Origin of the sequence: Aliiroseovarius sediminis (assembly GCF_022678485.1) — a bacterium.
Lineage (GTDB): Bacteria > Pseudomonadota > Alphaproteobacteria > Rhodobacterales > Rhodobacteraceae > Aliiroseovarius > Aliiroseovarius sediminis.
This window is the reverse complement of record NZ_JALBYP010000034.1, coordinates 1-13,887: the sequence shown is the minus strand read 5'-3', so window position 1 is coordinate 13,887 and position 13,887 is coordinate 1. Positions and strand designations below refer to the sequence as shown.

Below are 13,887 nucleotides of genomic sequence, written 5' to 3'. Positions count from 1 at the left end.
CGCATGGGTCGCAGTCAGGAGAAAATGCGGTGAAGCTCACGGTCAACGGCACGGTGCACGTTGTGGATGTCGAAGGTGACATGCCGCTTCTGTGGGTGCTACGTGACGAGCTTGGGCTTACCGGGCCGAAATACGGTTGTGGAGTCGCGGCCTGTGGCGCTTGCACCGTGCATGTCGGCGGAGTCGCCGTTCGGTCCTGTCAAACACCGGTCTCGGCTGTGGATGGCCCGGTTACGACCATTGAAGGGCTGGGCAGCGCCGATGAACTGCATGCGGTTCAGGCCGCATGGTTGGACCATCAGGTGGCGCAATGCGGCTATTGTCAGGGCGGGCAGATGATGCAGGCGGCTGACTTGCTGGCCGCCACACCCGACCCGACCGATGCCGATATTGATGCCGCGATGTCGGGCAACCTGTGCCGTTGCGGCACTTATCCGCGCATCCGTGCCGCCGTGAAAACGGCCGCCAAGACCTTGCGAGAGGTGTGAGTATGAGCCGCGCCGCGACCATCGCCCGCCGCAGCTTCGTCGTCGGCTCGGTCGCCCTTCTGGGGGGCGTGGCGTTCGGTTATTACACCTACAAGAAGCCCGTCGAGAACCCGCTGCTGGACGACCTGGACGAAGGCGAGGCGGCGCTGACCCCCTATGTGCTGATCAATGCCGATGGCATCACGCTGATCACGCCGCGGGCGGATATGGGGCAGGGGACCTATTCGGTTCAGGCGGCGCTGATCGCCGAAGAACTGGACGTCGAGCTTGACCAGATCAATGTCGATCCCGGTCCGCCCTCGAAAGCCTATTACAACACGGCGCTGGCGGACGAATCCGTTCCCTTCCCTGCAACCGACCGCGGGCCGCTGGCTCAGTTGGCGCGCGGCACGGCTGGGGTCGTGGTGAAGATGCTGGGGCTGCAAATGACAGGGGGCTCAAGCTCGGTCCCTGATGGGTATGACAAGCTGCGCATCGCAGGTGCCGTGGCGCGCGAAACCCTGAAAGCCGCCGCGGCTGCGCAAACCGGTTTGTCCAAGACGCGCCTGAGCACCGAACGCGGGGCGGTGGTGCTGCCGGATGGCAAACGTATCCCCTATCAGGCGCTGGCCGCCCACGCCGCGAAGATCGAGCCGGTCCGCGATGTGACTTTGCGCCCGTCGACCCAATGGCGGTTGGTCGGCAAGCCCATGCAGCGCGTTGACATGCTTGCGAAATCCACTGGAACGCAGAGTTACGGGATCGACATGCGGATGGAGGGGATGGTCCACGCGGCCATCCGCCTGAACCCGCGCAAGGGGGGCGAGGTGATCGCCTATGATGCCAGTGCCGCCGAAGCGATGCGGGGCGTGCAGAAGGTGATCCCCGTCACGGGTGGCGTGGGCGTGATCGCCGACAACACTTGGCGTGCCTTTCAGGCGGCAGATGCGATTGACGTGACGTGGGGCGATGCCCCTTATCCCGCTGAACAAGACGCCCATTGGCAGGCGTTGTCTGACACGCTGGACAATGCCGATCAGGACGCAAAGCCGCGCGACGATGGCGACGTGGACAATGTGTCCATGACCGTCGAGGCCGAATACCGCGCGCCCTATCTGGCGCACGCGCCGCTTGAACCCTTGAACGCCACGGTTTTAGTCACGGATACACGCGTCGATGTCTGGACCGGCAATCAGATCCCCCGCATGACGCAGGCCAGCGTGGCCGACATGACAGGTGTGCCCATCGAGGATGTGCATGTGCATATCCTGATGATGGGCGGCAGTTTTGGGCACCGTCTGGAAGACGAGGTGGTCAAGCGCTGCACTGAACTTGCGATGGCGCTGCCCGGCACGCCGGTCAAGCTGACCTACAAACGCGAAGAGGATACGGCGCAGGATTACACCCGCCCCATCGCCATGATGCGCGGACGGGGCGCGGTAAGCGATGGCCGGGTCATCGCGATGGATATTCGCGTGGCCTCTCCGTCCATTCTGGACAGCCAGATGGGGGAGCGTCAGGGGATGAACCTGCCGGGACCCGACGCCACGATCAGCCAGGCGCTTTGGGATCAACCCTATGCGATCGCGAATTATCGCATCACCGGGTATCGCACGCCGAAGCTTGGGCCGGTCAGCTCGTGGCGATCGGTTGGTGCGTCACAGAACGGGTTCTTTCACGAGAACTTTCTGAACGCCCTGATCCACGCCGCCGGCGCCGACCCTGTCGAGGAGCGCCTGCGCCTGATGTCGGATGCGCCTTCGCGCAAGGTGCTCGAGGCGGTCGCCGAGATGTCCGATTGGGGCGCTGCATCCCCATCGGGCACGGCGCGCGGCGTTGCCTTCAGCCTGTCCTTCGGTACGCCCGTCGCCGAAGTGGTCCAGATCGCCATGACTGACGCGGGCATCCGTCTGGATAAGGTCTGGGTCGCAGCCGAAGTGGGCCGTGTCGTGGACCCGATCAATTTTGAGAACCAAGTGCAAGGCGGCGTGATCTGGGGACTGGGACACGCGATCAACAGCCAGGTGACCTATGCCGATGGCCGGGTCGAGCAGGAAAACTACTTCGATTTCGAAGGGCTGCGTTTGCATCAATCGCCCGAGATCATTGTGCGTGGGCTTGAGAGCCGAAGCCACGTCACTGGCATTGGGGAGCCGCCCGTCCCCCCGGCCGCGCCCGCCTTGGCCGAGGCGATCTTTCAAGCCACCGGAACGCGTCCGACCGAGATGCCATTTGCAAAGAATTTCACATTCGTCTGACCGAAAAAACCACCACTCACGGGGTCAGACACAACGCGCTCGCCGAAACAGGCGGGCGCGCTTTTTTTTGTGGGAAGGAGGGGCGTTGCCCCTCTGCGCTGCGCGCATTCACCCCAGGATATTTGGGGCCAGAAGAAGACGGGGTGGGATCTCAGCTGGGAAAACCTTTGGCCCAAGAATTTGACATGCGAAATGGAGAAGAACCCTACTTGGTCGACGTACTTGCGCTTCTTTTTCTGACTGGAGAACCTACACTAGCCGGAGAGATTCTTCAGACGTGTCTAGAGCGTCTGTCTGAGATTTCGTTCTGAGGGAGATTTGGGGGTGTGTTGGCCTACTTTATAGTTCAACGCACGAATTGGCGACACCAATAACATTTGCCCTTTACTGGTAACACGTATCCAACTCTCTTCTAAGCGTGTTAAACGCCGCCTCAGTTTCAGAAAACAACAACTGACCTTCGGATAATGCGTTTTGGACTTCGCTTAAGTCGAACTTGAAGTGCTCCAATATCATGTCACAATAGAGTTTGAACCCTTCCTTATGGCGATCGAATATCACTTGAATACCTTCATGAAGCCGCCCATTCGGACAGAACTTGGCTACAAGCTCTTCCCGCTCTGATTTGGATACCGATATCACTTTGAATCCGGGGTTTTCGACAATGGTGAAGTTTCGATGGGACCTACTTGCACCATCTAAATATCCGTGCACGAGACGATTGCGGACAATCTCTAGGAATACCTGCTCGTCTTTGCTGGCTCTGCAAATTAGTTCAGCTGACAGAACGCCAATTGAGCCAACTTCGCATGTGCTGTGAAACAGGTTCCCATGATTTGTCAGCTTAGCATCAGCGACTAGTCGACGGATTGTTCCGTTAGTTGAAGCGAGCCCTTTTGCAGTGTCTTTCACACAGCCAAAAAGTATGGGGAAGCCGAGGAGTTGGGTGCCGGAAGCACGATCATTGCGGTGTTGATCGAGAACCCAGCGCCAAGATTCAACCGGGAAAACAGCGCCCAAAATTATCTGCTGGATGGCATCAACAATTTCTGATCGGCCACGTTTCACCGCCATACCTACCGCCTCTTCCCACGCCCCGCCCGCTGTCCCGGCTTCCCAGCTGTTGACCGCCCCTTCACCTTCTGCGCCGCATCTCCCGCAGCCTCAATCGCAGACTGTCGCGCCAAAGGATCGTCGGCGATGGCGAGTTCGACGGCCTCCAGCCGTTGCACCTCGTCGCGCAGACGGGCGGCTTCTTCGAATTCCAGGTTTTCGGCGGCTTTGCGCATTTGGGCCTTCAGTCCCTCCAGATGCGCAATCAGGTTGTCGCCGATCATCGGCTTGTCAATGGTGGCGGTCACGCGGGACATGTCGGTGTCGCCTTCATAGAGTCCCGACAATACGTCATCGATGTTCTTCTTGATGGTCTGCGGCGTGATGCCGTGCAGCTCGTTATAGGCTTTCTGTTTCTCACGCCGCCGGTTGGTTTCGTTCAGCGCGCGTTCCATTGAGCCGGTGATGCGGTCGGCATACATGATGACGCGGCCTTCGGCGTTACGCGCGGCACGACCGATGGTTTGCACAAGTGAGGTTTCCGAGCGCAGGAACCCTTCTTTATCGGCGTCCAGAATGGCGACCAAACCGCATTCGGGGATGTCCAGACCTTCGCGCAGCAGGTTGATCCCCACCAGCACGTCAAAAGCGCCAAGCCGCAGGTCGCGCAGGATTTCGATCCGTTCAATCGTGTCGATGTCCGAGTGCATGTATCGCACGCGGATGCCCTGTTCATGCAGGTATTCGGTCAGGTCTTCGGCCATGCGTTTGGTCAGGGTCGTGACCAAGGTGCGCATACCATGGCCGGCCACCTTGCGGACCTCGTCCAGTAGGTCGTCGACCTGCATTTCGACCGGACGGATTTCAACTTCGGGGTCCAAAAGGCCCGTGGGGCGGATGACCTGTTCGGCGAAAACGCCGCCGGTCTGCTCAAGCTCCCAACTGGACGGCGTCGCGGACACGAAGATCGATTGCGGGCGCATGGCGTCCCATTCTTCGAATTTCAGGGGGCGGTTATCCATGCACGAGGGCAGGCGGAACCCGTGTTCGGCCAGCGTGTATTTGCGCCGGTAGTCGCCGCGATACATGCCCCCGATCTGGGGCACGGATACGTGGCTTTCATCCGCAAAAACGATGGCGTTATCGGGGATGTATTCAAACAGGGTGGGGGGTGGTTCGCCCGGCGCGCGGCCTGTCAGATAGCGCGAGTAGTTTTCGATCCCGTTGCAGAAGCCCGCGGCCTCAAGCATTTCAAGGTCAAACTTGGTGCGTTGTTCAAGGCGTTGGGCTTCCAGCAGTTTGCCTTCATCCTCGAACTGTTTCAGACGGACGGCTAGTTCCTGCTTGATGCTTTGGATCGCCTGTTTCAGCGTCGGCGTGGGCGTAACATAGTGCGAATTCGCATAAATGCGCACTTTCTCTAACGTGTCGGTTTTCGCGCCGGTCAGGGTGTCGAATTCAGTGATGGCCTCCAGCTCTTCCCCGAAAAAGGAAAAACGCCAGCCGCGATCTTCAAGGTGACTTGGCCAAACCTCAAGACTGTCGCCGCGAACCCGAAAGGACCCGCGTTGAAACGCATTGTCGTTACGCTTGTATTGCTGGGCAACCAGATCACGCATCATGGCCCGTTGGTCGTATTCTTCGCCCACCGTGATATCCTGCGTCATCGCGGTATAGGTCTCGGGCGAGCCGATGCCATATATACAGCTGACCGAGGCCACGATGATCACGTCATCGCGTTCCAGAAGCGCCCGCGTGGCCGAGTGGCGCATCCGGTCGATCTGCTCGTTGATCTGGCTTTCCTTCTCGATGAAGGTGTCCGAGCGGGCCACATAGGCCTCGGGCTGATAATAATCGTAGTAGCTGACAAAATATTCCACTGCGTTGTCGGGGAAATATCCCTTCATTTCGCCATATAACTGCGCAGCAAGGGTCTTGTTCGGGGCCAAGATGATCGCGGGACGTTGCGTGTCTTCGATGACCTTCGCCATGGTGAAGGTTTTGCCGGTTCCGGTTGCGCCCAGCAGCACCTGCTCGCGTTCTCCGCTATCGACACCGTTGACCAGTTCCGCGATGGCGGTGGGCTGGTCACCGGCGGGCTTGAAGGGGGTGTGCATCACGAACCGTTTGCCGCCTTCCAGTTTGGGTCGAGCGGTCGGGGCGAGGGTCGGGTTGGTCAGCGGGCTGTGGGTCATGCGAATCCTTCCAAGACTAAGAATGGTCACATTTTGTTCTGCTTCAAGAGGTAAGGAATACTTTACCCTCTCCTCCCCATAATTGGTGAGTTGTGAGATGAACGCGTTAATCAGATTATAAATCAAAGTTAAGCGCGTTCAGGCGCTTTAATCATGCTGCAATAATACAATCAGAAGATGTAACATCGGGCGATGGGGCTTTAGCCTCACTGCTCGCTTACCTATTGGTAAGGTGTTTGTATATAACGGAAATGTTACCCTTTAGGCAAAGGTTTTGGCCAAAAAAATGCAACCAAAGGTATTTTTTGGGCTTGCTCAACCTAGGTCGTTGGGTTAGGTGTTGGAAGCAAGCAGCAGAACGGTCTGCCGGTAACGACGATATACCCACCCCACCCCTCGCTCCCTTGTCGTTACCGGCAGCCACTCTGATTTTTTCAAACCACCACTCACCCCCTACGCTTTCGGCCCGCAGCTGGGTCGAAAGCGTATGCTGTGGTGTTTGCAGGTCTTGTGCTAAATCAGCTTGAATTACCAACGCGCATGCCGGATAAACCACATAGGCTTTCAAGGAGATCCCGGATGCGCGCACGTGTCTATCAACCCGCTCGTAACGCCATGACATCAGGGCAGGCCAAGACCAAGGTCTGGCTTTTGGAATTCGCGCCCAACGAGCCGCGCGATATTGATCCGTTGATGGGCTGGACCAGTTCGTCGGATACGCAAAGCCAAGTGCGGATGCGGTTCGACACGAAAGAGGCTGCTTTGAACTATGCGCGCGAGCACGGTATCAACGCGGTCGTGCAAGATCCGCACAAACGTCAGCATAACATCCGTCCCGGTGGCTATGGTGATAACTTTGCCACCAACCGCCGCGGTTCGTGGACACACTGATGACTTCGTAAATCCGGGCAACGTTGCAACGGAATCGGATCAAGGATCGTGCGACGCCGTTCATTGGCGATAAGCTGGGCGTATTAGCTTTTGCAGCGCAGGATGCGGGTTTGATCTAATGCACACGCAGAACTGAGATTGCACACATCGACAGGGCGGCCTTCGGGGTCGCCCAAATCGTTTTGCACCTGGCTGGAGGCTATATCTGATGACCATCTCCCAACTCGTCACCCATTCCGGTGGCTTTCATGCCGATGAACTGTTGTCTTCGGTCATTCTGATGCGGTTGTTCCCCAATGCCGAGTTGATTCGCAGTCGGGATGAAGCGTGGACCAAGCCCGGCGAGGATCGGATTGTTTATGATGTCGGAGGTGATTTTGATGCGCGTGCGCAAATATTCGATCACCACCAACGTCCCAACCCGCTGCGCACAGATGGCCGGCCTTATAGCTCTTTTGGTTTGATCTGGGCACAGTATGGCCGCGACTATCTGCGCGCAATGGATGTGCCCGAACATGATATCAATGCGATCCATGACAAGTTCGAGCAAGATTTTGTTGTACCCGTCGATCTGCTCGACAATGGTGCCGTGAACGCATCAGAAGCGGGGCCATTGTTTTCTGGTATGACACTGCCTGTTTTGCTGGAAAGCCTGAAGCCGGTGTTTGATGACCGCGACGAGGGTGCCGATGATCGCGCCTTTATGGCTGCCTTACCCGTGGCACGTGCCTTTGTAGAAGCACAGATCAATCACAAGGCCGCGAAATTCCGCGCCGAGGCCATGGTGATGACCGCCATAGAATTGGCCGGCGAGGCGCACGTTCTTGAACTGCCGATGGGTATGCCGTTTCGTTCAAGTATTGAAAAGGCGAAGGCTGACCATCTGTTGTTTGTTATTCACCCGCGTGGAACGGATTGGGCCCTGACGACGATCCGCGTGGGGGATGATACGTTCGACAATCGCGCCGACCTACCGGCTGCTTGGGCCGGATTAACCAATGCCGCGCTGAAGACCGCCAGCGGCGTCAGTGGGGCGAAGTTTTGCCACAATGGTCGGTTCATTGCGGTTGCTGAGTCCCGCGAGGCTGTATTGGAAATGGCGGATATAGCGGTGGCAGAGGCTTTGGCTGGTTCGCTTGGGTAACGGGGCTTCATCTGCGTTGCCGATACCGCTTCGGTGCATCGCCGAAGGAACAATGTCACGCGGTCAGTGTGTCCCGCTTGAACAGCCGAGCTTTAACCCGCGCAGTGGGTCTGTCGACAGGGTGAAGCAAAAAGGGCGCAGGACCCAATTGGGACTTAGGGAGTTTTGACTGCCATCGGCCCGACAAGGATAAGCGCCACGAGATCGGCCTGCCGGTGTGTGCCGGTTTTTTGAAACAAATTGCGCATGTGAAAAGAAATGGTCGTCTGCGAAACGCCAAGTTCGTCTGCCACATCCGAAGGGCGTGCGCCACGGGCAAGAATGGCCGCGACACGCGCTTCGGTTGGCGTTAGGCCGAACAACTCGATCAAGAGCGGCTCTGACACCTTCTTTCCATCTGTTGGGGGTGACAAAAACAGGGCGATGCGCGGCTGGTTCGTTGTATGGGCTGGATCCGGCGCAAGTGTGCAGACAAGCGCCGAGATAGATCGCCCATCCCGAGATCGGTGCAGTATGATCCCGGCGACCCTTTCAGAGCCTTCTGTCACAGCTTCTGTGGTGTCCGAGATTGCTTGCTGCAAAGCCTTGTCGCAAAGCGGGTCTGATGCGTGCAGGGCAGAGTGTCGCCAGGTAATGAACTCGGCATTGTTTGCCATATCTTGTGCCGCACGGTTAAGATGGACAACGTCGCCGTGTTGATCCAGTAGCACGATCCCCTGTGTGATCAGGTCAAGTGCCCGTTGCGACCCTCTGTCTGACAGCTCCTCAAGTGCCTCTCGCATCCGGTCAATTTCGGTATTGTGCTGACCGCGAATACGCGCGACCTGTCGCAGGCGGGCGGCGACCGTTGCAAGCAGCAGGTCATAGTCCACCGGCTTGACAAGATAGTCGTCGGCGCCCTGAAGCTTGCCTTCGATCACTTCCTGCGGTTCCGACATCGCGGTAAGAAAGACAAAAGGCGCCGTTGCAAGTTCGGGCCGGTCTGCGCGCATAGCTGTCAACAGGCCATAGCCGTCAAGTTTTGGCATGGTGATGTCGCACAAGACCAGATCCGGTGTGACTCGGGCAATCATCCTTTGTGCTTCATGTCCGTCCGCAGCGGCCAACGTGCGATATCCGGCGTCCTGCAATTCTTCCACAATGTCGCGGCGCAAGGCGGGTTCATCCTCGACCACCAGGATCAACGGAGTGGCGGGCTTTATACTCATTTTGTGGCCCCTCGGAACCGTGGCAGTGTCAGGCGGAATGTGGTCGTTCCATCATCGGGAAGCAAGCTGACCTCGCCGCCCTGCATGCGCGCAAGGCTCCGTGCTATGAAAAGCCCGACCCCGGTGCCCTGCGTTCCCACACTGTTAAGACCGCGAAAGTTGGGTTCGAACACGTGATCCCGGTCCGCCTTGTCGATCGCAGAACCGGCGCTGATGATGTCGCAAAGCACGTTCCGATCATCGTCATGCACACGCGCTGAAACGGAGGTGTTGGGATGGGCGTATTTCACCGCGTTGGACAGCAGGTTTTCCAGCACCTGTTCGGCATGGGCCGGATCGCAAAGGGCGACGGCATCCACAGTGTCCGCATGGTGGAGTTCGATGTTGATGTCTGGCGAAGCCGCGCGTTGGCGCGTGCCGACCATATCCAGCACTTCGACAAGATTACAGGGCACTCGTCGCGCGCCAACCTGTCCTGCCTGAAGGCGCGCCGCGTCAAGCGTACTTTCAACCATGCGTGTCAGTCCGGCGATAGCATTGCGGGCACCTATTGCACGTTCCGTGATCTCGTCCGGGTTGGCACGTGGTCCCCTGCGAATTAGGCGTTGCAATGCGGAGTCTGCCACCGCCAATGGTGTGCGGAATTGATGGGAAATCATTCCGGCAAAATTGCGGTAAAGGTTGGCTGCGGACCTTTCCCGCGTAAGCGCGTCATCCAGTTCACGCGTCCTTTCGACGACAAGATGTTCCAGCCTTGCGCGGTTCTCGGCTTCTTTTTCTTTGGCGGCGTAGCGGTCGCTGGCGTCGTGCATGAAAACGATGGCGCCGATGACCCGCCCATCATCGCGCATCGGTGATACTTTTATATCGACATACAATGGTGGTTTATGCGCTTTCCGAAAAAGCGGTTGAAACAACAAAGTTGCAGTTGTTCCGCGCAAGGCCTCTGCAACAGCGTTGCGCACCGGCACGATATCGAAAAACCCGGCAACCTCGCGCAGCTTTCGCCCCACCGCCTGTTCGGGGGATTGGCCCATCATTGACGACATTGCTGGGTTCCAAAGGGTGCAATCCCCGGCATCGTCAACCGCAAGAATACCCTCACCGCTGGAAGAGATCAAAAGCCCGGAAAAATCCCGTTCGCGGCGCAACATGCGGTTTCGCTGCCGCGACAGCCGCAGCGCCAAAACAAGCGTGAAGGTCAAGATTGCGCCTGTCACCATAATGCCAATCAGCGAGGCGATGATCTGGCGCAGTTGATTGCGCGAGGTTTCCAGCCGATTACCCAGATTGTCCCATTCGCGGATCATCGTCTTGTTGGCCGCCTGTGCAAAAAATGCAGGAAAGGTGGCCAGTTCTAGGCGAAGCTGTCTGGCTTGTGCCGGGGTGAAGTCTTTGGGTAATGGGTCAAGCTGTTGCAAGGTAGTGTGCATTTGCGACAACTGCTGTTGCAAGCCTATCTGCTCGACAAACCGATGCTGTGGTCCATCCCGCAACAGCGCGAAGCGGCTGCGCAGCAGGTCAAGACGAAGTGCGATCTGCCCGGCGTCGACTTCGCCCAGCTCTGCCTGCATCGTGGCTTCAACCAGCCGCCGCGCCGCGCTTTCACTTTGATGCATGACCCAAAGCATATTTTGTTCCGCGTCCACTCGCATGTCGGTTTCGACCTCGACCATGCGCAACAGCGAAAAGGTCAGCAATATGACGAAGACCAGAATGGCAACCAAGGGCAGGATCAGCCGCAGACCGGCACCGCCGAAAAGCCTCATTTGACTTCGATCTCGGACAGTTGCCAAACCCAACGGTAATCATAGCGGATGTCTTGCAGTTCAGTGTGATCGTCGCGCGGATAGATAATCCAAAGCGGCCCCTTGTCGGCGCGATCAAGTGCCTTGCCATCCATGCTGTGCGCTATGATCACGTCGAACTGCATGAAGTCGCTGGCAGGAATATCCACGACATAATCGTTCAGGCCGGTCGCCATGACGCGATCCCCTTGTGCATCAAGGTGTTCAAGCAGATCTCGCATCAGGAACCCCGTGAACCGATGCGTCCCGTCGGTTACCACTGTCGAGGTTTCAATCCCGATCTGTGGCAGGTCGCGCAGTTGGGAAAAATCCAATAGGATTGGGCCATTGGCAATCTGGCCGCTGACGCGCAGAACAGCAGGCGCATCGCCAGCAACGGCCTGCGACGCCCATAGCGCAAGAATGGCTAGGCTTTTGATTGCTAGCCGTCTCATATCGAACCCTCCAAGTTGAACCCTCCCAGTTTTTGAGACAGTTCAACAGCCTGCTTTGTTAATTGCAATCCATTAGCGTCGTCATTGTCCCCTCTAAACGAAGGGGGCGCCAAAAAACGATATCGTTTATACACGCAAGAAGATTCGAAGGGACCAGATCTCCATGCGCTTTTTCAAAGCTGTTCGCGCTTTTGCAGCATTCGTGATTGTCCTGTCATCATGTGGCACGCCCGAGTTCCGCGCCGAGCGCACCCATTGCGAGGCCGAGTGGTTGCTTAAGATACCACCGGTTTACCGTCATGAAACCGTCACGAAATTCCGAAGCATAGAGCGCCCCAGCGGTGAAACCATCTGCGAAACGGTGGGCAAGACGACCAAGTGCAAGCCTGTCATGAAGACGATTTCCGAACCCTATACAACGATTGAGACAGTCGACATTCGCAAGACACAGCGTGACGCACAGATCGCATCCTGTGCTGCGCGTGCCTGCACTGCGAAATACGGTAACACCAAGTGCGAGAGATAACCTGGTCTTTACCCGTGCTTTGAAACAGGAGAAACTTTATGTGGGATTTCAGTCTTGGTCGTGCCATCGGCCTGATGGGGCGCACGCTTCCCTTTATCCTGTTGCGTATGGCCGTCTATTTCGGGATCACGCTGGGCTATATTCTGGTCACCGGGGTCGGTGCCGGTGTTGGCTGGGGCGTCGGCGGCTTTGGTGATGCCAATTTTCGCGCCACGACAACCGCTTGGGGCGGTGTTGCCGGTTTCGGTATTTTCGGTGCGATCATGTACTGGGCGCGCGAGTATATTCTTTATATCGTAAAGGCTGGCCACCTTGCGGTTCTGGTCGAGTTGATCGACGATAAGCCGATGCCACAGGGACGCAGCCAGATCGGCCATGCCAGCGCAGTGGTCCGGGACCGTTTGCCCCAAGCCAGCATTTTGTTTGCTATGGATCAGCTAATCAAAGGCGTAATCCGTGCGATCACCGGTCTGGTGCGCGGCATTTTGACAATTTTGCCAATCCCCGGTGCGCAACAGTTGGGCGGCATCTTTTCGGCCTTTCTGCGTGTCGCAGTGGGCTTTATCGACGAGGTGATCCTTGCCTATGCCATCCGCACGAAGTCGGACAACGCCTGGATGTCGGCGCGCGAGGCGCTGGTGCTTTACGGTCAGAACTACAAACCGTTGCTTAAGAACGCGGCTTGGTTGGCGATCATCGTCTATGGTCTCAGCTTCGTGGTGTTTCTCGTTATGCTGGCTCCGGCTGCGCTGGTGGTCTATTTGATGCCTGGCGCATGGGCAGCGGGAGGCGTGGTTTTCGCGCTGCTTTTTGCCTGGAGCGTCAAGGCCGCACTGCTTGAGCCGCTTGCGATTACCTGCATGATGCAGGTGTATTTCAAGGTGATCGAGGGTCAGCAGCCCAATCCAGAATGGGACGCCAAGTTGGAACAGATGTCCGCCAAGTTCCGCAAGCTTAAGGAACAGGCCTTCGCGACTGAAACAAAGTCGTCGTCGCAGAGCCTAACGGTTGACCCAGTGTAATATCTGCCGAACAGTATTCTAAACCGACAGTGTATGCGCACCCGGCGCGCGCATGTGTCATACCGATGGAGGACCCCAAGATGAAAACAAGCTTCGCAAAACTGGCTGGTTGGGCCATTGCCAGCGGCCTTGCCTGCACAACGGCGGCCATGGCGGCGGATGATGTGGTGATCGTCTATGACGCCTCGGGGTCCATGTGGGGACAGATCGACGGGACCTCGAAAATCGAGATCGCTCGCGACGTTCTGGCGGATCTGGTGGACGGATGGGATGATGACACCAACTTGGGCCTGGTTGCTTACGGTCACCGTCGTCAGGGCGATTGCACGGATATCGAGACGCTGATCGCCCCCGGCCCGCTGGACAAAGCAGGCTTCATCGACACTGTGAACGCGATCAAACCGGTGGGCAAGACGCCGATTTCCGCCTCGGTGCAGCATGCCGCCGACCTGCTGTCGTTCCGCGACAATCCGGCAACCGTGGTGCTGATTTCCGACGGGGTGGAAACCTGCAACGCCGACCCTTGCGCGTTGTCGGCCCAGCTTGCCAAACAAGGCGTGAAGTTCACCACCCATGTCGTCGGCTTCGATTTGCAGGACGAGGCGCATGCAAGTCTGTCCTGCATCGCTGAGAATACGGGAGGTGTGTTTGTGCCAGCGGGCAACGCCGATGAACTGAAGACCGCGTTGGAGCAGGTGCAGACGGCGATGAAAACGCAACCTGAACCGACGCCAGAGCCTGAACCGGAAATACCAGAAGTCACTCTTACCGCCCCCGCCGAGGTCATCACCGGTGCGGACTTTGACTTCACTTGGGCTGGCACGATCAACGGGCGTGACTTCCTGACCATCGTTCCGGCAGGGGCCGATGACAATGCGGTC

At 57.7% G+C, this 13,887-nt stretch carries 12 protein-coding genes; 7 read left to right on the top strand and 5 right to left on the bottom strand.

Annotated features, from left to right (window positions below):
* Nucleotides 1–29 precede the first annotated feature (29 nt).
* Together MN186_RS10665 and MN186_RS10660 are read left to right on the top strand one after the other, a co-directional pair.
* A complete protein-coding gene (locus MN186_RS10665; RefSeq protein ID WP_289069576.1) occupies nt 30–488 on the top strand; it encodes a (2Fe-2S)-binding protein in 459 nt (152 codons plus the stop codon).
* Nucleotides 489–490: 2 nt separating this feature from the next.
* The gene (locus MN186_RS10660; RefSeq protein WP_242114358.1) at nt 491–2,725 is read left to right on the top strand and encodes a xanthine dehydrogenase family protein molybdopterin-binding subunit; all 2,235 of its coding nucleotides are present in this window, start codon (nt 491–493) and stop codon (nt 2,723–2,725) included.
* A 384-nt stretch (nt 2,726–3,109) separates the two neighbouring features.
* Here the strand turns inward: MN186_RS10660 and MN186_RS10655 are convergent, their stop codons facing one another.
* Both MN186_RS10655 and uvrB read right to left on the bottom strand, forming a co-directional pair.
* On the bottom strand, nt 3,110–3,799 hold the full coding sequence (locus MN186_RS10655; RefSeq protein WP_242114357.1) for a hypothetical protein: 690 nt from the start codon (nt 3,797–3,799) through the stop codon (nt 3,110–3,112).
* A 2-nt stretch (nt 3,800–3,801) separates the two neighbouring features.
* Complete coding sequence (uvrB, locus tag MN186_RS10650; RefSeq protein ID WP_275066125.1) at nt 3,802–5,973, bottom strand: excinuclease ABC subunit UvrB; 2,172 nt, start codon at nt 5,971–5,973, stop codon at nt 3,802–3,804.
* Nucleotides 5,974–6,552: 579 nt separating this feature from the next.
* On the opposite strand from uvrB, the gene MN186_RS10645 reads away from it, so the two are divergent.
* On the top strand, nt 6,553–6,864 hold the full coding sequence (locus MN186_RS10645) for an ETC complex I subunit (RefSeq protein ID WP_242114356.1): 312 nt from the start codon (nt 6,553–6,555) through the stop codon (nt 6,862–6,864).
* Nucleotides 6,865–7,072: 208 nt separating this feature from the next.
* Nucleotides 7,073–8,008, top strand: a complete 936-nt coding sequence (locus tag MN186_RS10640; RefSeq protein ID WP_242114355.1) for an MYG1 family protein — start codon at nt 7,073–7,075, stop codon at nt 8,006–8,008.
* A 155-nt stretch (nt 8,009–8,163) separates the two neighbouring features.
* Here MN186_RS10640 and MN186_RS10635 read toward each other — a convergent pair whose 3' ends face one another.
* Genes MN186_RS10635 through MN186_RS10625 form a run of 3 tightly spaced genes read right to left on the bottom strand, consistent with a single transcriptional unit; the run spans nt 8,164 to nt 11,458 of the window.
* Nucleotides 8,164–9,216: a response regulator gene (locus tag MN186_RS10635; protein ID WP_242114354.1), complete on the bottom strand. Its 1,053-nt coding sequence runs from the start codon at nt 9,214–9,216 to the stop codon at nt 8,164–8,166.
* Complete coding sequence (locus MN186_RS10630; protein WP_242114353.1) at nt 9,213–10,985, bottom strand: sensor histidine kinase; 1,773 nt, start codon at nt 10,983–10,985, stop codon at nt 9,213–9,215. Before MN186_RS10630 ends, MN186_RS10635 begins: the two co-directional genes overlap by 4 nt.
* Nucleotides 10,982–11,458, bottom strand: a complete 477-nt coding sequence (locus MN186_RS10625) for a putative pterin-binding protein (protein WP_242114352.1) — start codon at nt 11,456–11,458, stop codon at nt 10,982–10,984. The genes MN186_RS10630 and MN186_RS10625 overlap by 4 nt, the downstream gene beginning before the upstream one ends.
* A 163-nt stretch (nt 11,459–11,621) precedes the next feature.
* Between MN186_RS10625 and MN186_RS10620 the strand changes: the two genes are divergently transcribed.
* The 3 genes from MN186_RS10620 to MN186_RS10610 all read left to right on the top strand — a co-directional run.
* Nucleotides 11,622–11,984: a hypothetical protein gene (locus MN186_RS10620; RefSeq protein WP_242114351.1), complete on the top strand. Its 363-nt coding sequence runs from the start codon at nt 11,622–11,624 to the stop codon at nt 11,982–11,984.
* Between the two features lie 38 nt (nt 11,985–12,022).
* On the top strand, nt 12,023–13,006 hold the full coding sequence (locus MN186_RS10615; protein WP_242114350.1) for a hypothetical protein: 984 nt from the start codon (nt 12,023–12,025) through the stop codon (nt 13,004–13,006).
* An 80-nt stretch (nt 13,007–13,086) separates the two neighbouring features.
* Nucleotides 13,087–13,887: vWA domain-containing protein (locus MN186_RS10610; protein WP_242114349.1), on the top strand; the 801-nt coding region annotated here is incomplete at its 3' end.

Coding starts and splice junctions, on each gene's coding strand:
- MN186_RS10630 (WP_242114353.1), bottom strand. CDS start 10,985: ATGAGGCTTTTCGGCGGTGCCGGTCTGCGGCTGATCCTGCCCTTGGTT.
- MN186_RS10625 (WP_242114352.1), bottom strand. CDS start 11,458: ATGAGACGGCTAGCAATCAAAAGCCTAGCCATTCTTGCGCTATGGGCG.
- MN186_RS10635 (WP_242114354.1), bottom strand. CDS start 9,216: ATGAGTATAAAGCCCGCCACTCCGTTGATCCTGGTGGTCGAGGATGAA.
- uvrB (WP_275066125.1), bottom strand. CDS start 5,973: ATGACCCACAGCCCGCTGACCAACCCGACCCTCGCCCCGACCGCTCGA.
- MN186_RS10640 (WP_242114355.1), top strand. CDS start 7,073: ATGACCATCTCCCAACTCGTCACCCATTCCGGTGGCTTTCATGCCGAT.
- MN186_RS10660 (WP_242114358.1), top strand. CDS start 491: ATGAGCCGCGCCGCGACCATCGCCCGCCGCAGCTTCGTCGTCGGCTCG.
- MN186_RS10645 (WP_242114356.1), top strand. CDS start 6,553: ATGCGCGCACGTGTCTATCAACCCGCTCGTAACGCCATGACATCAGGG.
- MN186_RS10655 (WP_242114357.1), bottom strand. CDS start 3,799: ATGGCGGTGAAACGTGGCCGATCAGAAATTGTTGATGCCATCCAGCAG.
- MN186_RS10620 (WP_242114351.1), top strand. CDS start 11,622: ATGCGCTTTTTCAAAGCTGTTCGCGCTTTTGCAGCATTCGTGATTGTC.
- MN186_RS10615 (WP_242114350.1), top strand. CDS start 12,023: ATGTGGGATTTCAGTCTTGGTCGTGCCATCGGCCTGATGGGGCGCACG.